17 protein-coding genes are annotated in these 20755 nt (G+C 42.2%); 8 read left to right on the forward strand and 9 right to left on the reverse strand.

The window, feature by feature from the left end; all coding sequences use genetic code 11:
* Positions 1-134: 134 nt before the first annotated feature.
* From nirD to FTV11_RS08645, 3 genes are all read right to left on the reverse strand, one after another.
* On the reverse strand, positions 135-1745 hold the full coding sequence (nirD, locus tag FTV11_RS08635) for a nitrite reductase small subunit NirD (protein WP_180027000.1): 1611 nt from the start codon (positions 1743-1745) through the stop codon (positions 135-137).
* A 113-nt stretch (positions 1746-1858) separates the two neighbouring features.
* Positions 1859-4405 (reverse strand): nitrite reductase large subunit NirB, encoded by a 2547-nt coding sequence (gene nirB, locus FTV11_RS08640; RefSeq protein WP_218950117.1) that lies wholly within the window; start codon positions 4403-4405, stop codon positions 1859-1861.
* Between the two features lie 66 nt (positions 4406-4471).
* Positions 4472-5821, reverse strand: coding sequence for an MFS transporter (locus tag FTV11_RS08645; protein ID WP_180009439.1), 1350 nt, complete (start codon positions 5819-5821; stop codon positions 4472-4474).
* A gap of 446 nt (positions 5822-6267) precedes the next feature.
* Here FTV11_RS08645 and FTV11_RS08650 point away from each other — a divergent pair, with 446 nt between their 5' ends.
* Positions 6268-6855 carry an ANTAR domain-containing response regulator gene (locus FTV11_RS08650; protein WP_180073833.1) on the forward strand — a complete coding sequence of 196 codons (588 nt, stop codon included), beginning with the start codon at positions 6268-6270 and terminating at the stop codon, positions 6853-6855.
* 3 nt (positions 6856-6858) lie between these two features.
* On the forward strand, positions 6859-7854 hold the full coding sequence (locus tag FTV11_RS08655) for an ABC transporter substrate-binding protein (RefSeq protein ID WP_180009438.1): 996 nt from the start codon (positions 6859-6861) through the stop codon (positions 7852-7854).
* 76 nt (positions 7855-7930) lie between these two features.
* Here the strand turns inward: FTV11_RS08655 and catM are convergent, their stop codons facing one another.
* Positions 7931-8854, reverse strand: a complete 924-nt coding sequence (catM, locus tag FTV11_RS08660) for a cis,cis-muconate-binding transcription regulator CatM (protein ID WP_180009437.1) — start codon at positions 8852-8854, stop codon at positions 7931-7933.
* A gap of 103 nt (positions 8855-8957) precedes the next feature.
* Between catM and FTV11_RS08665 the strand changes: the two genes are divergently transcribed.
* The 6 genes from FTV11_RS08665 to pcaD all read left to right on the forward strand — a co-directional run bounded on the left by FTV11_RS08665 (position 8958) and on the right by pcaD (position 14085).
* On the forward strand, positions 8958-10067 hold the full coding sequence (locus FTV11_RS08665) for a muconate/chloromuconate family cycloisomerase (protein ID WP_180073834.1): 1110 nt from the start codon (positions 8958-8960) through the stop codon (positions 10065-10067).
* A gap of 20 nt (positions 10068-10087) precedes the next feature.
* Positions 10088-10378, forward strand: a complete 291-nt coding sequence (gene catC, locus FTV11_RS08670) for a muconolactone Delta-isomerase (protein ID WP_180011176.1) — start codon at positions 10088-10090, stop codon at positions 10376-10378.
* Between the two features lie 154 nt (positions 10379-10532).
* The gene (locus tag FTV11_RS08675; protein ID WP_180041869.1) at positions 10533-11219 is read left to right on the forward strand and encodes a 3-oxoacid CoA-transferase subunit A; all 687 of its coding nucleotides are present in this window, start codon (positions 10533-10535) and stop codon (positions 11217-11219) included.
* Positions 11220-11238: 19 nt separating this feature from the next.
* Positions 11239-11892: a 3-oxoacid CoA-transferase subunit B gene (locus tag FTV11_RS08680; RefSeq protein ID WP_180073835.1), complete on the forward strand. Its 654-nt coding sequence runs from the start codon at positions 11239-11241 to the stop codon at positions 11890-11892.
* Positions 11893-12031: 139 nt separating this feature from the next.
* The gene (pcaF, locus tag FTV11_RS08685) at positions 12032-13237 is read left to right on the forward strand and encodes a 3-oxoadipyl-CoA thiolase (protein ID WP_180073836.1); all 1206 of its coding nucleotides are present in this window, start codon (positions 12032-12034) and stop codon (positions 13235-13237) included.
* Between the two features lie 68 nt (positions 13238-13305).
* Positions 13306-14085: a 3-oxoadipate enol-lactonase gene (pcaD, locus tag FTV11_RS08690; RefSeq protein WP_180073837.1), complete on the forward strand. Its 780-nt coding sequence runs from the start codon at positions 13306-13308 to the stop codon at positions 14083-14085.
* 83 nt (positions 14086-14168) lie between these two features.
* Here pcaD and FTV11_RS08695 read toward each other — a convergent pair whose 3' ends face one another.
* The 5 genes from FTV11_RS08695 to FTV11_RS08715 form a co-directional block, all read right to left on the reverse strand.
* Positions 14169-15536 (reverse strand): amidohydrolase family protein, encoded by a 1368-nt coding sequence (locus FTV11_RS08695; RefSeq protein WP_180073838.1) that lies wholly within the window; start codon positions 15534-15536, stop codon positions 14169-14171.
* A gap of 37 nt (positions 15537-15573) precedes the next feature.
* The gene (locus FTV11_RS08700; RefSeq protein ID WP_180073839.1) at positions 15574-16494 is read right to left on the reverse strand and encodes an ABC transporter permease; all 921 of its coding nucleotides are present in this window, start codon (positions 16492-16494) and stop codon (positions 15574-15576) included.
* A 15-nt stretch (positions 16495-16509) separates the two neighbouring features.
* Positions 16510-17607, reverse strand: coding sequence for an ABC transporter permease (locus FTV11_RS08705; RefSeq protein WP_180073840.1), 1098 nt, complete (start codon positions 17605-17607; stop codon positions 16510-16512).
* A gap of 18 nt (positions 17608-17625) precedes the next feature.
* Positions 17626-19221: an ABC transporter ATP-binding protein gene (locus FTV11_RS08710; protein WP_180073841.1), complete on the reverse strand. Its 1596-nt coding sequence runs from the start codon at positions 19219-19221 to the stop codon at positions 17626-17628.
* Positions 19222-19299: 78 nt separating this feature from the next.
* The gene (locus tag FTV11_RS08715; RefSeq protein WP_180073842.1) at positions 19300-20400 is read right to left on the reverse strand and encodes a BMP family ABC transporter substrate-binding protein; all 1101 of its coding nucleotides are present in this window, start codon (positions 20398-20400) and stop codon (positions 19300-19302) included.
* Positions 20401-20755: the final 355 nt, after the last annotated feature.

Below are 20755 nucleotides of genomic sequence, written 5' to 3' on the forward strand. Positions count from 1 at the left end.
TACCGGCTTCTAACAGATGTATTGCAAATACATGACTATTCATCTGCAATCCTGCCTTAAACAACAGCGGATGACGTTATCGCGTATCCAATGACGATTTAAATCTTGTATCTTTTTTTATCAGGGCGATTCCGTTACCCTGCTTTCTTTAATGCAAAATCCTTACCAAACAGCAATTTGTTTCGGATGCTTGAAATTGGAGTTTGATCTGAAATCAATTCTGCATACCATGCACCGTCTTCAGTATCGCCAAACAGCACAGCGCCAATCACTCTATCTTTTTGAATAATAATGCGTTTATAAATCTGACGCTTTTCATCATTCAAAATAATGTCTTCAAAATCATCCTGCGGTTCAAAGTTGCCAGCTGAAAATACATCACAGCCGCTGACTTTTAACTGCGTCGGAACCGTGGGCGCTTTGAAGGTTAAACTGCCATGTTCGGCCAGATGCGATGCACAAATGAATGCCTGTCCCCAAAGCGGTTCAACTAAACCGAAAGTTTGGCTGCGGTGTTCTATGCATTCACCCACCGCATAAATACTCGGGTCAAAGGTTTGCATGGTGTCATTCACCATCACACCGCGGCCGCAGCGCAGTCCTGCACTTTGTGCCAATGCAATATTTGGGCGAATACCGACTGCAAACACGACAAGATCTGCAGCTAATACCGTGCCATCCTGCAAACGTAATTGTGTCACATGACCATCTTGCCCAATCAACTCTTGGGTATTCGCTGCAGTCAAAATACGAATGCCTTTTTGCTCAATCGCTGATTTCAGCATCAGGCTGGCTTTTTCATCCAGCTGACGGTCCATAATACGGTCCATCAAATGCAGTACAGTAACATTCATGCCACGCTGTTTCAGGCCATAAGCTGCTTCTAGCCCTAATAAACCGCCGCCAATCACCACTGCATTTTTCTTCGTTTTGCAGTAGTCCAGCATTTTGTTGACATCATAAATATCACGGAAGCTTAAAACGCCTTTGAAGTCAGTTCCCGGTATTGGTGGAATAAACGGCTTAGAACCTGTTGCTAAAATCAGACGGTCATAATCGATGACCAAGCCTTTTTCTGTGTATACCTGCTTGCGCGGACGGTCTATGCGTACCGCCGCATCACCTGCTACAAAACGGATATTTTTGTCTTTATACCAAGCATGTGAATGCAGCATGATATCTTCAATGGTTTTATCACCTGAAAGCACAGGTGAAAGCATAATTCGGTTGTAATTACCCCAAGGTTCTTCACCAATGACCGTAATTTCATAACGCTCTGGCGCCATATCCAGCAGATCTTCTAAGCAACGCATACCTGCTAAGCCATTGCCGACCAAAACCAGTTTCATCAACTCAGACGATGGCGCGTTATTGGTAATATAGGTTTTTTGAGCAGTTGGACTAATCAGCACACGACCATTTTCAATTTTGCTTGGAAAAACCAAGAGTTTTTGGTCTTTATCTTCTAAGCAGCGTCCAGTAGCAAGGCTGAAATGCTGTTTATAAATGGGTGATGCCACAACACGCTCACCCTGCAAATCACCAATAATACCGCGGGACATAACATAGGCTTGGCTAAATGGGTCCTGATTGCTCAGCGCATAAACCCGCTTTTCTTCACCGACACGGAATATCGCAATTTGCTGATTTTCAATCAGTGCGCCCACACCTGTATTTGGCGTAATATCATCTAATGCACAAACATCAAACCAGTCTAAATCATTTATTTCTTTTAAAATTGTCATATTCTTGATCCTTTTTAAACTTCTTTTAGATCACTATCTTTTCATTTTCGCCTTAGCGAGAAACCGAATAAGGATGTAAATCAAATAAAAGAAGTTTTAAATTCGTTATTCTCTTAAGCTTCAACCACTGGAATGCGTGTCGTATCGCGTTCAGCTTCTGTTTTGGGTCTGATTTGACCGCGAACGGATGCAAACTGAATATGCGGATCATTTTGCTGTTCTGCTTTTGCATTCACGAAAGTGACAAAGCGTTTACGTACTTCAGGATCTTCTACAGCGGTACGCCATTCATCTTGATATGTACCCACAACATGGCTCATACGGCGTTCAAGTTCAGCAGCTACGCCAAGCGAATCATTCACAACGACATCTTTCAGGTAATCTAAACCACCTTCCATGTTGTCACGCCATACAGAAGTACGCTGCAAACGGTCAGCTGTTTGAATGTAGAACATAAAGAAACGGTCAATGTATTTAATCAAAGTATGGGTATCTAGGTCTGATGCCAAAAGCTCTGCGTGACGCGGCTTCATGCCGCCATTGCCGCATACATAAAGGTTCCAGCCTTTTTCTGTCGCAATCACGCCTACATCTTTACTTTGCGCCTCAGCACATTCACGGGTACAGCCCGACACAGCCATTTTCAGTTTGTGCGGTGAGCGAAGGCCTTTGTAGCGGTTCTCTAAAAAAATCGCCAAGCCGACTGAATCGTCCACGCCATAACGGCACCAAGTACTGCCGACACAAGATTTCACCGTACGCAGTGATTTGCCGTAGGCATGGCCAGACTCAAAACCAGCAGCAATCAATTTTTCCCAAATTTCAGGCAGTTGATGCACTTGTGCACCAAACATATCAACACGCTGACCGCCTGTAAGTTTGGTATATAGACCATATTCTTTAGCAATTTGACCCACGGCAATTAATCCGTCCGGAGTAACTTCACCGCCAGCCATACGCGGTACTACTGAATATGAACCATCTTTTTGGATATTGCCGAGGTAGTAGTCATTACTGTCTTGCAGGCCCGCATGGCTTGGTTTAAGTACAAAGTCATTCCAGCATGACGCTAGGATATTGGCTGCCGTCGGTTTACAGATGTCACAGCCTAAACCATGGCCATGCTGTTGAATCAGGTCATCAAAGGTTTTGATTTCGTTCACACGTACCAAGTGATAGAGCTCTTGGCGTGAATAAGCAAAGTGTTCACATAAATGGTTATTTACAGTTACACCTTGACGCTGAAGCTCCGATTTAAGTACTTGAGTGACTAATGGTGCACAGCCGCCGCAAGCTGTTGCAGCTTTGGTGCATTTTTTCAATGCGCCTAAAGAAGTCGATCCGTCAGCAATGGCTGAACAAATGTCTGCTTTAGAGACGTTGTTACATGAACAAATCGTTGCGCTGTCTGGCAACAGATCGACACCGCTGCCGCCCGATTTACCTGCAGATTGTGCATAGCCAGGCATGATTAGGCTTTCTGGGCTTTCAGGAACGTCTAAGCCATTCAGCATCATTTGCAGCAGGTCATTGTATTCTTTAGCACAGCCCACCAATACTGCACCTAGCAGCTTAGTTTTCTCTGCATTCACGACAATTTTTTTATAAACCTGAGCTGCTTCATCTGCATAGAAATAGCTTAAAGAATTTGGTGTCATTGCATGCGCATCGCCTACAGATGCAACATCAACTCCCATCAGTTTCAGCTTGGTGCTCATATCTGCACCAGCGAAAAGCGTGCAGTTTTGTTCCATCACATGCTTTGCTGCAATACGCGCCATGTCATAGCCCGGCGCAACCAGGCCATAAATTTTATTTTGCCAAAGCGCACATTCACCAATGGCATAAATGTCAGGGTTTGAAGTTTGGCAATAGTCATTAATCGCAATTCCGCCACGCTCACCAATGGCTAAACCGCTTTGGCGCGCTAATTCATCGCGTGGGCGGATACCTGCAGAGAATAAGATGATGTCGGTTTCCAGTTCAGAACCATCACCAAACTTCATTACATGCTTCGTATTTGCACCGTCTTCAATGCAAGATGTTGCTTTTTGCGTATGGACTTTAACACCTAGATTTTCAATTTTTGAGCGTAAAACTTTACCGCCTAGATCATCAATCTGAACTGCCATTAAGCGTGGTGCAAATTCAACAACATGGGTTTCTAAGTTTAAATCACGCAGCGCTTTTGCTGCTTCCAGACCCAATAAACCGCCGCCGATCACCACACCTGTTTTAGCATTCAAGCTTGCGGCACGGATGGCATCCAAGTCTTCAATGGTACGGTACACAAAGCAGTTTTCACGTTCATTGCCTGGAATTGGTGGCACAAAAGCGTATGAACCTGTTGCGAGCACTAGCTTGTCAAAAGAAAGAATATCACCGTGATTGGTTGTGACCGTTTTATTGCGCTGATCAATTTCAACCGCTTTGGTGCTAAGGCGTAAATCTATACCGTATGCATCGGCAAAGTCGCTGCGGCATAGGGTTAAATCTTTAGCCGATTTACCGCTGAAATATTCAGTTAAATGCACACGGTCATAGGCTAAACGCGGCTCTTCAGCCAAAATGGTTAATTCAACATCATCACCTGCGTGTTCCAGTACAGATTCGATAAATTTATGGCCAACCATGCCATGTCCAATCATGATGATTTTCATATTCTTTCTCCGCAAGATTTTTTTATTTACCCCTAAATCGCGATGTTTAGAGGCAACTTTTCAGTATTAGTTTTGAGCTTCAGCTAAATTTCGTTCATTTACAGCTTGTTCAAATAGGCGCTGTTCTTTTTCTTTATGCTCTACAGAGAAGCGGATCATCAGTACACAGCTTGCAGCGATAACCACTAGACCGCCCAACACCATAAGCGTGGTTTGAATATCCAGCATGCCTTTAAGCAAGAAGCCTGCAGCCACTGCACCTACGTTACCGCCTGCACCGATAATGCCTGCAACACCGCCTAAAGCATCACGGTCAATGAATGGCACCAGCGCATAGGTAGCACCGCAAGCCATATGTGTGAAGAGCGCAAAGACTGTCATTGCAAGGATTGCAAGCACTGCAGTATTCATTTGTGAGAAGACAATCAGGAATAAGCCTTCTAGCAGAATCATGGCAAATAACACTTTGGTACGGCCATCTAAGCCTTTTTTAGTCGCTACTTTGTCCGAAACAATGCCGCCAAGCGCACGAGCAAACAATGCAAGCAAACCAAAGATACCTGCTGCCATACCCGCCTCTTTTAATCCAAAGCTGAAATGGTCGACGTAGTACATTGCTACAATGTTGTGAATAAAGATTTCAATACCGAAACAAGCTGCGTAAGCGCCAAATAGAATCCATACACGGTAATTGCGTGCTGCATGCATTAGAATTGCCAAGCCGCCTTTTTTGTCACTGCCAACACTGATGCCTTGTTCGCGAAGTTCTTTAAAGTTGCCTTGCGGACAGTCTTGTGTGAACTTCCAGTAAAGCGCACCAACAATCAGCATCATCACACCGGGTACAATCAGCGCAATACGCCAGCCCATCGCTTGCTCTACACCAAACATAACGAGTGCGCCAAGCAGTAAAGGCATAAGGGCTTGAGTTGCACCGCCGCCTGCATTGCCCCAGCCTGCTGTTGCAGCATTGGCTGTACCCACCACATTAGGCGCAAACATAATGCTTGTATGGTATTGAGTGATGACGAAGCTTGCGCCAATCGCGCCGATCAGCAAGCGGAAGAAAAGAAAGGATTCATAGCTGCTCGCAGAAGCGACACCAAAGACTGGAATACTGCCGATGATTAATAAAGCTGTATAGGTTTTACGCGGGCCATATTTATCACATAAAGGACCAACGATCAGACGGACTAAAATCGTGATCGCAACAGCGGCAATATTAATATTGGCAATTTGATCTTTCGTGAGGTGAAATTCGCCAGCAATCACTGGCATCAACGGTGCACAGGCAAACCATGCAAAGAAGCAAACAAAGAATGCGAGCCAACTCATGTGGAAGGCCCGCATTGCTGCTGAAGAAAAATTAAATAGACTTATTTTTGTGGCTTTTTTGGCATTTAAATTTGAAGACATAACCTTCTCCTGACTGAACTGAACGCATGAATTACTCGGTTATGTCGCTAACACATAACAGAGTCGATCAGAACGGACGTCGTTGGCCGTCTAACAAATTTTTAGAGTCTTCTTTGACTCAATAAGTATTAAGCACGATACGTGCCAAGTTTTTATTTCAATCGTAAATTTCATCTCTATATTTAAGCATTGAGCGCCGATCTATCCGAAAATAAGCGAATTAAGGTAAATAGATAGTCAATATGCCTATAGAGATGCGGCTGAATGTTCAAACGTGGTTCAGCCCTGCACAAGATCAGTGCACGGAAATGGTTCAATTTTAAAATGTGCATATAACCAAGCTAAAATTTAGAAGCAGATTTATATTTTGTATTGTCTTAAAATTTGGCATTTAAATTGCTTAGAAAACTCAATACGTATTTGTTTGGCTCTGTCTGAGCGTTTGCATGCCAAAACTAAAAATAGCCCTAATTGATGATGATCAAGAACGCGCTGAATTTATTCAAGCCTCATTAATTCAACATGACTTTGATGTGGTCGCCAGTTTCATGATTGATCATTTAAATATGTCATATCTGCAAAATATTCAGGCAGATGTGATTTTATTGGATATGGATCATCCACATCGCGATGTCATTGAAAGCTGTGTCAGCCAATTTGACTTACCGACTGTTCTGTTCACTAAAAATTCGAGTCTTGAAATCATCCGAAGCGCGATTGATGCGGGTGTCACGGCATATATTGTCGATGGTATTGACCCTGCACGTTTGAATAGCATTTTAGAAATTTCGATTGAACAATATAAAAAGCATAAAAAACTGCTGAATGATTTGGCTGAAACCAAGTGCAAACTGGCCGATCGAAAAGATATTGGAAAAGCCAAAGTGCTTTTAATACAAATGCATGGTTTAACCGAAGATCAAGCATTTAATTTGCTGAGAAAAAATGCCATGAGTCACCGTATGACGATGGGTGAAATGGCGCGCCGACTGCTTGATGCGCAAGCGCTGTTACAGTCTCAATTTAAGGAATAAACCATGCAAAAGCTTGAAAAAACTGATATTCAATTGGGCTATATTCCTTTACTTGACTGTGTTGCTTTGCTCTGGGCAGAACATCAAGGTTATTTTGCGGAACAAGGGTTGAACGTCACGCTGACTCAAGAACCATCTTGGGCAAGTTTACGCGACCGTCTAGCTTTTGGTTTTTTAGATGTAGCACACTGTTTATCGGCCATGCTGCCTGCGTCTGTGACGGGCAAAGACCATCTCGGCATCCCCTTACAAACCTCTCTTACACTCAGTACTAACTGCGCTTATATTAGTTTGAGTCAAAAGCTGTGCTATGAATTAAATATCCATGCTTTAGATCTACCAATTAATTCAGCAGAGAAAATCGTATCTGCGATAAAACAGAATCAAACGATTCAGTTGGCGCATGTTTTTCAGCATTCGATTCATCATTATATTCTAAGAGAATGGCTGGCACTTGCAGACACAGAAATTGCTCAAACGCAAACGTTTTCAACTTTACCACCGCCTTATATGGTCGAAGCAATATCAACGCAACGAATTGATGTATTTTGTGTCGGAGAGCCGTGGAATACGCAAGCTGAAATACAAGGCTATAGTCGTATTATCGTCAATAGCCAAGATATTATTGATCATATTCCAGATAAAGTTTTGGCTTTTACCCATGATTGGGCAGAAAAACATCCTAATACCTTAAACGCAATCAATCTTGCCATCCAAAAAGCACAAAACGATCTACTTCAACAAACACATTTCTCAGAAATATTTTCTTTGTTAAAGCAATATCACATCATCCGTTTTGATTGTTCTGAGCAGATTCACGTCGAGGCTTTTCATCGGATCAAAAGCATCATTCAAAATTTTGGCAAGACCCAAGCGCCACAAACTTCAGACTTTGAATGGATGATTCAAAAAATGCAGCAATACGATCAATTAAATATTGAAGATGAAAAGGTTTTTGAAATAGCACAATCTTGTATTTATCAGGATGCTTTGGGCTAAATTTGTTGATGTTCCATAAGACTCTATCATTGAACAGCGGATCTTATGCAGCATTGATCATGAAACCTTAATTTAGTTATGCATCTGCATCGATAGCGCGTAAGTCGATATTTTCTTCAACGAAGACTTCACGAATGCAATCCAGTATCTTTGGAATGTAATTACTATGATCCATATTGCGTACCGACAAAGAGATTGGACTATAGGCTTCCAAATCTAAGATTGGGATGTACATCAAATTTTTCATGCCAATATCACTGGCACTTTCAGGAATCAAGGAAATGCCCTCTCCCGACGCCACTAAGCCCAAAGCCATATGAATTTCACGCACTTCGGTTAAAAGTTTAGGTACAAGTCCTAATTCGGTAAATATCGATTGAATGAGCGTGGAAAAATTCGGTTTCGGTGTCGTTGGATAGGCAAAAATTGGTTCATCTAAAATTTGAGAAAGATAAATGCCTTTGTCTTTAAATTCAGCCAAATGATGGTTTTTATGAATAGCTAAACGTAGCGCTTCTTTTCTTAATAAAACACGTTTAATGGACGGATCGGTTAATCGAAGTCGTCCAAAACCAATATCAATTCGACCGGTTTTTAAGGCTTCAATCTGGTCGCGTGTGCCACATTCTATGAGTTCAACATGAATATCTGGGTTACGTTGTCGAAATAAATAGATAATTTGCGGCAATAATGCGTATAAAAGCGAACTGACATAACCAATGCGGACAGTTTTATCGACGGCATTAATTCGCTGTGCCATGGTTGTGGCCTGGGCGGTATGCGTCAATATCTGCACAGCATGCTCATAAAAGAACATACCAGCTTCTGTGGTTTTCACGGGTCTAGAACCACGCTCAAACAAGGTAATGCCCAGTTCTTCTTCAAGCTTTTGAATTTGGCGGCTCAAAGGCGGCTGAGCAATACATAATTTTTCTGCTGCCTTGGTAATACTTTGCTCTTCAACCACAGTGACAAAGTAACGTAAGTGCCTTAATTCCATTTATATACCTTTTAAGTATCTAAAAATACCAAAATCGCTCTAGTTAAAGATATTACATTAAATTAGGGTATATAAATAGTTGGATAGATAAGAAATACGCAAGATGTATAAGTCGATTGAAACCCTGCTCGTGGAAATCCCAACAGTCCGTCCGCACAAGATGGCTGTTGCAACCATGCAAACGCAAACCCTTGTTTTGATTAAAATCACCACCGAAGATGGTTATATCGGTTGGGGTGAAGCGACGACGATTGGTGGTCTAGGCTATGGTGAAGAAAGCCCTGAAAGCATTCGTACCAATATTGAAACTTATTTTAGTCCTTTACTGAAAACCCTCACTGGTTTGAATGTAGCTCAAACCATGCAAGCCATTAAACGTAATATTAACGGCAATCGCTTTGCTAAATGTGCCATTCAAACGGCTCTACTCGATATTTTGGCGCAGCGTTTAAATCTGCCTTTGAGTGAATTATTGGGCGGTCGTTTACGTGACAGCTTGCCTGTTCTTTGGGTACTTGCATCTGGCAATACGGAAAAAGACATTGCCGAAGCACAAAAAATGATTGCGGCAAAACAACACAATATTTTCAAACTTAAAATCGGTTCACGCCCCGTTGAAGCCGACGTTGAACATGTTTTAGCCATTAAAAAAGCGTTAGGTGCGGACATTTCTATCCGTGTGGATGTTAACCGTGCATGGTCTGAATTAGATGCCATTAAAGGCATCCAATTGTTACAAGATGGTGGTGTTGACCTGATTGAGCAGCCTTGCGCGATCGATAACATTGACGCGATGCGCCGTTTAACTCGTCGTTTTGATATAGCCATTATGGCAGATGAATCATTGATGGGTCCGCAAACGGCATATCAACTTGCGCGGCACAATTCTGCCTCTGTTTTTGCAGTCAAAGTTGCACAGTCTGGTGGTTTAATCGAAGGCTGTGAGGTTTCTAAAATCGCCAAACTTGCGGGTATCGATTTATATGGTGGAACCATGCTTGAAGGCCCTGTGGGCACTATTGCATCGGCACATGCATTTTCTACATTTGACAATTTAGCTTATGGCACAGAGCTTTTTGGTCCATTGCTGTTGACTGAAGAAATTTTAAAAACCCCACTTCAATATCAAGATTTCGAACTCAAGATTCCAACCACGGCAGGTTTAGGGATTGAAATTGATGAAAACAAAATTGATGACTTACGTCGCAAATAACATTTAGCTAGGAGTAAGAAATGCTTTTCCAAGTACGCATGGATGTCAATATTCCATTAGATATGCCAGTCGAAAAAGCCAATGAAATTAAAGCTGTAGAAAAGGCTTATTCACAAGATTTACAACGTCAAGGCAAATGGCGTCATATCTGGCGCATTACCGGTCAATATTCAAATATCAGTATTTTTGATGTTGAAAGCAATGAAGAGTTACACAACATTTTACAAGGGCTTCCCCTTTACCCGTATATGAATATTGAAGTTATGGCTTTAAATCGTCATCCCTCTTCTGTTCGTGGTGATGACAGCTGATGTGATTGGATTCCAATTGTGTAGCACATGATTAGAATCCATTTATATGCATTTTTAAGTTTGTAAATATTTGAAATAAAAGATTATCTGCCTTGTATGACTGAAGTGGTTAGTCAGGTAAATAGTTTTATCGTTCTTGATGAAGGATCGTAGCATGATTGATAAAAGTACCGCTTCCTTAACAGAAGCACTTTCTCAAATTAAGGATGGATCTACCATTATGATTGGCGGCTTCGGTACGGCTGGTCAGCCTGCTGAACTGATTGATGGACTGATTGAACTTGGCATCAAAGATCTCATCATCGTCAACAACAATGCAGGTAATGGTGACTATGGACTTGCTAAATTACTCAAAGCTGGTGCTGTCCGTAAGATGATTTGTTCTTTCCCTCGCCAATCCGACTCTTGGGTGTTCGATGAATTATATCGTGCAGGAAAGATAGAACTTGAGCTTGTACCGCAAGGTAATTTGGCTTGCCGTATTCAGGCTGCAGGTATGGGGTTGGGTCCAATTTATACACCAACAGGTTTCGGTACGTTGCTGGCAGAAGGCAAACCTACCCTCAATTATGAAGGCAAAGATTTTGTCCTCGAAAATCCAATTAAAGCCGATTTTGCTTTAATCAAAGCTCATCAGGGCGACCGCTGGGGCAACTTGGTCTACAACAAATCAGCGCGTAACTTTGGCCCCATTATGGCCATGGCAGCAGATGTGACAATTGCACAAGTCTCAGAAGTGGTTGAACTTGGTGCATTAGACCCAGAGCACATTATTACCCCTGGCATCTTTGTACAACATGTTGTGGCTGTTCAACCTGCACTGCTTGAGCAATCTGCATAAATCACGTGAGGAAAGAACCATGAGCTATATCAAATTAACCCGTGATCAAATTGCAGAACGTGTTGCGCAAGATATTCCAGATGGCGCTTATGTCAATTTAGGCATTGGCTTACCCACCAAAATTTCAAATTATTTGCCAACAGACAAAGATGTTTTTCTACATTCAGAAAATGGCCTTTTAGCTTTTGGTCCTCCTCCGGCTAAAGGCGAAGAAGACCCTGAATTAATTAATGCAGGAAAAGAGTTTGTTACTATGCAGACGGGTGGCTGCTTTTTTCACCATGGCGACTCTTTTGCCATGATGCGTGGCGGTCATTTAGATATTGCAGTACTAGGCGCTTTTCAGGTTGCCCAAAATGGTGACTTAGCAAATTGGCATACTGGCGCGCCAGATGCAATTCCTGCTGTAGGTGGTGCAATGGATTTGGCTGTTGGGGCAAAAAAAGTCTTTATTACTACAGACCATGTGACCAAAAAAGGTGAACCGAAAATTGTCGCTGAGTTGTCATACCCTGCCACAGGACTGCAATGTGTCGATCGTATTTACACAGATTTGTGCGTCATTGATGTGACGGTTGAAGGTTTGAAAGTGATTGAAAAAGTCGAGGGCTTGAGCTTTGACGAATTGCAGTCAATGACAGGTGCGAAGCTCGTGGATGGGACATCAAGTTAATACAGAATGAATTATTAGTCCCCCTAAATCCCCCTTTTTCAACGGGGGACATTAATCCATCGACATTTAAGTAAGATTGGAAAGTCTCCCTCCTTTTAGGAGGGATTAAGGGAGGTCAAAAGATTTGGAAATAAACAATATGAAAAACGCATACATCATCGATGCTATTCGCACCCCTTTCGGTCGCTATGCGGGCGGTTTGGCAGCAGTGCGTACCGACGACCTCGGTGCCTTACCCATTAAGGCACTGATGCAGCGAAATCCAAGTATTGCTTGGGAGTCAGTGGATGACGTGATTTACGGCTGCGCGAACCAAGCCGGTGAAGATAACCGTAATGTTGCACGAATGTCGTCGCTACTTGCAGGTGTACCTTTTCAAGTTCCTGCTACAACTGTAAACCGACTTTGTGGTTCATCACTTGATGCGATTGCGATGGCAGCCCGTGCAATTAAAGCAAATGAAGCAGACTTAATTATTGCCGGCGGTGTAGAGAGTATGTCCCGTGCGCCCTTTGTTATGGGTAAATCGGAAAGTGCTTATGGACGCAGTCAAAAGATTGAAGACACCACCATGGGTTGGCGTTTTATCAATCCAATACTCAAGCAAATGTATGGCGTGGAAACCATGCCTCAAACCGCTGAAAATGTGGCAGAACAATTCAACATTAACCGTGCTGATCAAGATGCTTTTGCCTTAGAAAGTCAGCGCCGTACAGCCGCTGCACAGGCCAATGATTTTTTTGAGAAAGAAATCATCCCTGTCGTCATTCCACAGCGTAAAGGCGACCCACTGATAGTCGATACAGATGAGCATCCACGTGCATCGACGACAGCAGAAGGTTTGGCAAAACTCAAACCTGTGGTGAAAGCAGATGGTACGGTAACTGCGGGTAATGCTTCAGGAATCAATGATGGTGCGGCTGCACTACTGATTGCTTCAGATGATGCTGTCAATAAATTTAAGTTAAAGCCACGGGCCAAAATTATTGCGGCAACGGTGGTGGGTGTTGAACCCAAAATCATGGGCTTTGGTCCTGCGCCTGCCATCAAAAAGCTATTAGCTCAAACAGGTCTAAGCCTTGAACAAATGGATGTAATCGAGCTGAATGAAGCTTTTGCAGCTCAAGCCTTAGCGGTAACCCGTGAACTAGGTTTAGAAGATGGTGCTAAACATGTCAATCCAAATGGTGGCGCTATTGCTTTGGGGCATCCTTTAGGTGCATCTGGAGCCCGTTTAGTTACGACTGCGTTAAATCAACTTGAGGCAATTTCAGGTCAATATGCCCTCTGTTCGATGTGCATTGGTGTCGGTCAAGGCATCGCTTTGATTATTGAACGTGTTTAATCCTCAATAAAAGTCCACCTTATCAAAGGGGGGATTTAGGGGGATTTATAAAATTAAGGATTCAAAACATGCCTACATTTATATCCAATGATGCAACGATTAATTACGCAACCTTTGGTGACCACACACGACCTGCGATTGTGTTTTCTAATTCTTTAGGCACAAAGTTCAGCATGTGGCAGCCTCAGATAGAGGCACTACAGCAGGATTATTTTGTGATTTGTTATGATACACGTGGTCATGGTGCATCTTCTGCCCCTCAAGGGCCATATAGCCTTGATCAATTGGGTACAGATGTCATCCATTTATTGGATCATTTAAATATTCAACAAGCCACATTTTGTGGAATATCGATGGGTGGTTTAACAGGCCAATGGCTTGCAAAACATCATCCTGAACGCTTTAACCATGTCATTGTATGCAATGCCGCTGCAAAAATTGGGCAAGAATCAGCTTGGAATGAACGTGCGCAATTAGTCCGTCAACAAGGTCTGGAACCAATTGCAGAAACGGCAGCATCACGATGGTTTACAGAACCCTTTATCCAAAGTAACACAGCAACTGTACAATCTTTGAGTAACGACCTCGGAGCTGGCAGCCCAGAAGGTTATGCAAGTTGTTGTGAAGCTTTGGCTAAAGCGGATTTGCGCAATGAAATCTCGTCTATTCGCATACCGGTATTGATTATTGCAGGTCAACAAGACCCTGTAACTACAGTTGTAGATGGTCAATTCATGCAAGAACGCATCGCAAATAGCCAATTATTTGAAATTAATGCATCGCATATTTCAAACATTGAACAGCCTGATGCATTTAACCAAACACTCATCTCTTTTATCAGTGCTTAAATCCTGCATATTGTTCTTCGATAAAATTTAAAAAACATAAAGCCCAAATTGATTTGGGCTTTATGTTTTATGTGTTGAAAGTTTTAGGTTCTTTGCAACTCATTGACTGCTGCACCGCGTAAACTGAGCCAGTCAGAACGACGTTTAAATAATGCAGGTGCGGCAAAATTAATTTGGTCAATAAATTGTTGTAAGTCTGCATTAAGCAGTTGACCATTTTTGACCAAAACTTTTCCTGCAACCATCGTCATCACGACATCTTGGCCCTGAACCGCATGGACCAAGTTTGTATGTAAATTAAATAAACTGCCTTGGTTTATTAAAGGTGTCATGCGTGGTGTAGCCGTGTTTACTACGATTAAATCCGCCTGCTTACCAACTTCGATTGAGCCAATTTGTTGCTCAAGTCCTAATGCACGTGCTCCATCTCGAGTCGCCATTTGGCAAACTGACCATGAATCTAAAGCCGCTGCATCTAAATTTGAAAATTTAGCCAATAACGAAGCTGTTTTCATTTCCTCAAATAAATCTAAATTGTTATTTTCCTTTTCACCATCTGTACCTAAACCCACGGCAACGCCTTGTTTGAGCAATTGAGTCACAGATGCAGCGCCTGAGGCAAGTTTCATATTTGAAATGGGGTTATGCGCAACCCCAACGTGATAATGTTTAAGCAGCTGAATTTCGTCATCATCTAACCATACACAATGCGCCAGTAAGCATTGAGGCACATCGAGCATGCCTAATTTTTCAAGGGTCTGAACAGGCCGCATGCCATAACGTTTCAGATTTTCTACGACATCAAACTTGCTTTCATTACTATGGGTGTGAAATCCAGTTTGATAGTCCTGACACATTTTTTGGATACGACCTAAGGCCTGATCTTCTGCATAAAATAAGTGTTCTAGTCCCACCCAGACCTGAATACGCCCTTCTGCTCGCATGTGCCATCGTTGAATCAGCGCTTCATTACTATCTAGTGTTTCAAAATAATTATGGTCTGGATGTTCTGCGACATACGGAACCAATACAGCTCGAATCCCTAAGTCTTCGACTGCTTCTGCACTGCCATCCATATAGCGCCACATATCGACAATCGTAGTCGTTCCTGACAGCAGCGCTTCGGCATAACATAAATAGGAAGCCAATTTTGCATCTTCGGGTAATAACACTCGGTGCATGGGATCAATAAATTGTTGTAACCAGTCCCAAACAGGTAAGCCCTCCGCGGTGCCGCGAAGTAAGCCCGAATGACAATGTGTATTGATTAAACCTGGCATCAACAATCCATTGGGAAAATGCTCATGTATCGCATCTGGGAACTGCTTTAAAAGCTCTTCTCTCTTGCCAATTGCTTGTATCACTTGGCCTTTGACTAATACTGCCCCATCTTGAATATAGTCTAAGGACGAATTCATAGTTAATACATGGCCTGCACTCAGTAATTTCATTCGTTTGCTCCTTTGAACATTGTGTTATTGGCCAAAATTAAGGGCTGAAGGTTTTCCCAAGTGAAGCTGGTAAATTCAGTTTTAGATGTTTTTTATTACGAGAAATCAGCACTAAAACCACAATCGTTGCCACATATGGAAGTGCAGAAAGCGATTCATTCGGCACATTTAAACCTAATGCTTGGGCATGGAACTGAAGGATCGTAACGCCACCAAATAGATAAGCTCCGAGCATTAAACGGGTAGGTTTCCATGTTGCAAAGACCACCAATGCAATCGCAATCCAACCACGACCTGCCACCATGTTCTCAATCCACATCGGGGTATAGACTGTCGATAAAAATGCGCCACCTACTCCAGCCATAGCACCACCAAAAAGAACCGCACAGTAGCGAATCGCTAAGACGTTATAGCCCATAGCATGCGCACTTTCTGGTGACTCGCCCACTGCTTTTAGTAGCAGACCAAGGCGAGTTTTTGTGAGTACCCACCAAATAATCACAAACGCCAACATGGACAAATACACAACATAGTTATGCTGAAATAAAATAGGCCCTAAGACAGGTATTTCACTTAAAAGTGGGATGTCTAAACCCTGCAAGCCGGGCAATGCCATACTCACGTAGTTTTGTCCTATAAATGCTGAAATTCCGATACCGAAAATTGTGAGTGCTAACCCGCAAGCGGATTGGTTGGTACTTAAGGAGAGGGTAAAAAATGCAAAAATCAGTGCCATCATTGTGCCTGCAAGTCCACCGACCATTAAGGCACTTGCCACACTCGCATCATATTGTGCAGCGAAGGCAAAGCCAGCAATGGCACCAACCAACATCATGCCTTCTACACCGAGGTTAATGACCCCTGTCCGTTCTGCGACTAATTCACCAAGACCTGCAAAAATGAGTGGCGTTGCTGCGGCGATCGTGCCAGCTAAAATGGCTGTAATTTCAATGCTCATACATTTCTCCTCAATCTAAGCCGTAGTCGCTTGACGATCTGTCAGCGTTTTATTTTTTTTCGGTGCAAAACGATAGCGGTTTTCAATCAAGGCATCTGAAGCTAAAAGGAAAAATAACAATAAGCCTTGGAAGATACCTGTAATCGCAACCGGAAGTTGCAGCTGCATTTGTGCCATTTCCCCACCCAAATAAATCAGTGCCATCAATAAACCTGAAAGAACGATTCCAATTGGGTTTAAACGACCTAAATACGCCACAATAATGGCTGCATAACCATAGCCCGGAGAAATGTTTGGATTTAACTGTCCAATAGGCCCTGCAACTTCACAGATGCCTGCAATCCCCGCCATCAATCCTGATAAACCTAAGCTGAGCCAAATGGCCTTTTTAGATGAAAATCCTGCATATTTCGCGGCCAATGGTGCTTGCCCACTTACTTCAAGTTTGTAAGCAGTTAAACTTTTACGAATAAAAATCCAAAATATCACCACAGCAATGATCGTGATGAAAATAGATGCGTTGACTCGAGTCCCTTCCCAAATTAAGGGCAATGTCGCTGACTCACTAAACATGACCGATTGAGGAAAATTCATGCCATCAGGATCACGCCACGGCCCATTGACCAGATATAAAAGAATAAATAAGGCCACATAATTCATCATGAGCGTCGTCAGGGTTTCTTCAGCATTAAAGTGCGTTTTGAGTAATGCCGGAATGAGTCCCCACAATGCGCCACCAATTGCCCCTATCAGCACCATGAGCGGTAATATCCACCAGCCCATTTGTTCGTGAAATAAAATTGCGATACCACCACCAAAAATAGCGCCCATGATCAGCTGACCTTCGGCCCCGATGTTGAATAATTTGGCACGAAAACCAATGGCTAAACCCAACGCAATTAAAATCAGGGGTGAAGCTTTTATCGCAAGTTCACTTAAGCTATAGATCGAGGTTAAAGGCTCGATAAAAAAGATATACAGCGCATTGAGCGGATCAACACCTAAGGCTAAAAATAACAGACTGCCCACCACCAACATTGCCAAAAGCGCACTAATCGGAGACAGCCATTTCATCATTTGAGAGGGATGCTCTCTAGGTTCTAATAAATGCATGGATTTATCCTTTCATTGCTAGGTATGTGCCTGATTCAGGGACATTTCTGTAGAGTTTGAAGTATTGGAAATACCCGACATCAATAGACCGATTTGCTCGGCATTGGTATCCGTGGTTTTCATCGGTTTTGACAGCTGCCCTGCGGCAAGTACGCAAATTCTGTCACTTATCTCAAACAGTTCTTCTAATTCTTCAGAGATCACCAATATTGCAACCCCTTGTCGTGATAGATCGATCAGGGTTTGTCGAATAAACATTGCTGCGCCTACATCAACGCCCCATGTTGGTTGCGATACAATCAGCACTTTGGGGTTTTGTAGAATTTCACGTCCGACAATGAATTTCTGTAAATTCCCGCCCGAAAGTGATCGAGCTTCAGCATCAGCACCTGAGGCTTTGATGCCAAATTTTTCAATACACTGCTCTGCAAAGGCGCGCATTTTTGTAAAATTGATTAGACCCCAATCGCTTAATTCTTTACGAAAAGCGGTTAATAAACCGTTTTGTGACAGCGTCATATTTGGAACAGCACCTCGTCCCAAACGCTCTTCAGGTACAAAGCCCAACCCTTGATCACGGCGCAGTCCTGCACTTTGCAGTGAAATATCGACACCTTGAAAAACAATGCTGCCTTTTACTGAAACTTGCTCACCTGAAAGTAAAGACAGCAGTTCCGCTTGGCCATTGCCCGAAATACCTGCAATTCCTAAAATTTCACCACCATACAAATCCAGTTGGATATGTTTGAGCGACACCCCAAATGGATCTTCAGATTCGTAATTCAAATCATCAACAGAGAAAAGCTGTTGTTTTTGACCAGAAAAATCCACATGTTGGTAAGTTGGCAAATCTCGACCAATCATTAAACGCGCTAAGTCACTGGTTGACTGATCTTTTGGATAGACATGTCCTGTCACCAGACCGTTTCTTAAGATCGTCGCTTCATCACAAAGTTCTTTAATTTCATGTAATTTATGACTGATATATAAAATAGATACGCCCTGAGAAGCCAGTAATTTCAAGGTTTTAAATAATTGCTTGACCGCCTGAGGTGTAAGTACCGATGTCGGCTCATCTAAAATGATTAAGGATGGATTTTGTAATAAACAGCGAATAATTTCGACGCGTTGACGCTCACCCACTGACAAAGAAAAGGCTTCACGACGTGGGTCTACACGTAATCCATATTGTTCAGACACGGCAACGATACGTTCATGCAATTGTTTTAAATCTACTTTTTCGTCGAGTCCCAACAGAATATTTTCAGCAACGGTTAAGGTTTCAAATAGTGAAAAATGCTGATATACCATACCAATACCCAGCTTTCTTGCGGCTGATGGGCTATCAATATTGACCTCTTTGCCATTCCAAATGACTTGGCCTTCATCTGCACGTGTTGCCCCATATATGATTTTCATCAAAGTACTTTTACCCGCACCGTTTTCTCCCAAAATGGCGTGGATGGCACCGGGCTGAACCGTTAAATGAATTTGATGATTGGCTTTGAGTGAGTTATAGCTCTTACAAATATTAATGAGCTCAAGACGAGGAATGACATTTTTATGCTCAGTTCGATCGAATGGGTTTGCAGGTTCTTGTTGAAATGCATTCATAACTTAAGCTCTCTTCAACGTAAATATATAAGACCAAAAGTGAGATGCACTTTTGGTCACAGCTTGTATGTTTCAAAATTATTTAGGTAAAACCCCTTCTACGCCTTTCACGTAATAATTCATTTTGTTGAGATCAGCATCACTCATGTTTTTACCTTGAGCGAGCGCTAAACTGCCATCTTGTTTATATACAGGGCCTGCAAATGGATGTAATTTTCCAGTTTGAATTGCGGTTTGTACGCCTAAGGCTTTTTGCTTAACGGCAGGTGCTAAAAATGGTGCAAAGGCTTCAATTTTGACCGCATCTTGTTTCACGCCGTACCAGATTGCACTTGGTTTCCATGTTTTATTTGCAACTTGCTGCATGACTGGGGTATAGATTTTTTCCCAGTGCAACACTGAAGCCGCCAATTGAGCTTTAGGTCCAAACTTGCTCATATCTGAGTCCCAACCAAAGGCATATACGCCTTTTTGTTGTGCTGCTTGCACCACGGCTGGAGAATCGGTGTTTTGCATCAACACATCTGCTTTTTGAGAAATCAGTGCTAAAGCTGCATCACGTTCTTTGCCTGGGTTAAACCATGAATTGACCCAAATCACTTTGGTTTTAATTTTAGGATTGACGCTTTGTGCACCACGTGTGTAAGCATTGATATTGCGTATAACTTCTGGAATTGGAAATGAACCAACGACACCTAAGATGTTGCTTTTCGTTTGCTGTCCTGCGACAACACCGAGCATGTATGCACCTTCATAAGTACGTACGTCATAAACCCCAAGATTTTTGCCTTGTTTATAACCTGTCGCATGCATAAAGACGGTATTTGGAAATTGTTTTGCCACTTTTTCCATTTGGTTCATATAACCAAAAGACGTCCCAAAAATAACTTTATTGCCCTGTTGCGCTAAATTTCGGATTACACGTTCGGCATCGGCGGTTTCAGGGACATTTTCAATATGTGTGGTTGTATATTTTCCAGCTAATGCCTTTTGAGCTTTAATGCGCCCCTGATCATGTGAATAGGTCCATCCATGATCACTAGTTGGGCCAATGTATACAAAGGCTGCTTTATCTGCGGCGTGTAGCTGAGTTATCAAGCCTGCACCACAGAGACCTGCTGCGCTAAATATCAGTGCCATCTTTTTTAAACGGGTTACAAAGCTTTTCTTTTGCATCATTTCATTCCACCTAAAATATTAAAATTTGATCTAATTTATAAAAAAATAAAATTATTCTGCATAAATGCAATTTTCTATTTATAGTTAGCAAATATCGTTCCAATATTTAGTTTAAAATAAAAATATATTTTAAATAAAATTACACGATTAAAATAAAGGTGAATTTATATATAAATCAAATCCATGATTTTTATTTAAAATAGTATTATTTAATAACAAATCGATTTTATATTAGATCTCTTTCATAAATCAAAAAACGATCTTCTTTTTGGTTAATATTTGCACTCCGGATTTCTTAGCATTCGTGCATAATCTGCGGATGAAATACATCGATTCAAACAAGCTTTCTGATCCT

It is taken from the genome of Acinetobacter sp. YH12231 (assembly GCF_013417755.1).
Taxonomy (GTDB): domain Bacteria; phylum Pseudomonadota; class Gammaproteobacteria; order Pseudomonadales; family Moraxellaceae; genus Acinetobacter; species Acinetobacter amyesii.

Bases quoted from the DNA above. Each gene is read 5' to 3' on its own strand.
- FTV11_RS08695 (WP_180073838.1), bottom strand. From the start codon at position 15,536: ATGAAATTACTGAGTGCAGGCCATGTATTAACTATGAATTCGTCCTTA.
- catM (WP_180009437.1), bottom strand. From the start codon at position 8,854: ATGGAATTAAGGCACTTACGTTACTTTGTCACTGTGGTTGAAGAGCAA.
- FTV11_RS08650 (WP_180073833.1), top strand. From the start codon at position 6,268: ATGCCAAAACTAAAAATAGCCCTAATTGATGATGATCAAGAACGCGCT.
- FTV11_RS08710 (WP_180073841.1), bottom strand. From the start codon at position 19,221: ATGAATGCATTTCAACAAGAACCTGCAAACCCATTCGATCGAACTGAG.
- pcaD (WP_180073837.1), top strand. From the start codon at position 13,306: ATGCCTACATTTATATCCAATGATGCAACGATTAATTACGCAACCTTT.
- FTV11_RS08645 (WP_180009439.1), bottom strand. From the start codon at position 5,821: ATGTCTTCAAATTTAAATGCCAAAAAAGCCACAAAAATAAGTCTATTT.
- FTV11_RS08675 (WP_180041869.1), top strand. From the start codon at position 10,533: ATGATTGATAAAAGTACCGCTTCCTTAACAGAAGCACTTTCTCAAATT.
- catC (WP_180011176.1), top strand. From the start codon at position 10,088: ATGCTTTTCCAAGTACGCATGGATGTCAATATTCCATTAGATATGCCA.
- nirD (WP_180027000.1), bottom strand. From the start codon at position 1,745: ATGACAATTTTAAAAGAAATAAATGATTTAGACTGGTTTGATGTTTGT.
- FTV11_RS08665 (WP_180073834.1), top strand. From the start codon at position 8,958: ATGTATAAGTCGATTGAAACCCTGCTCGTGGAAATCCCAACAGTCCGT.
- FTV11_RS08715 (WP_180073842.1), bottom strand. From the start codon at position 20,400: ATGATGCAAAAGAAAAGCTTTGTAACCCGTTTAAAAAAGATGGCACTG.
- FTV11_RS08700 (WP_180073839.1), bottom strand. From the start codon at position 16,494: ATGAGCATTGAAATTACAGCCATTTTAGCTGGCACGATCGCCGCAGCA.
- FTV11_RS08680 (WP_180073835.1), top strand. From the start codon at position 11,239: ATGAGCTATATCAAATTAACCCGTGATCAAATTGCAGAACGTGTTGCG.
- pcaF (WP_180073836.1), top strand. From the start codon at position 12,032: ATGAAAAACGCATACATCATCGATGCTATTCGCACCCCTTTCGGTCGC.
- FTV11_RS08705 (WP_180073840.1), bottom strand. From the start codon at position 17,607: ATGCATTTATTAGAACCTAGAGAGCATCCCTCTCAAATGATGAAATGG.
- FTV11_RS08655 (WP_180009438.1), top strand. From the start codon at position 6,859: ATGCAAAAGCTTGAAAAAACTGATATTCAATTGGGCTATATTCCTTTA.
- nirB (WP_218950117.1), bottom strand. From the start codon at position 4,405: ATGAAAATCATCATGATTGGACATGGCATGGTTGGCCATAAATTTATC.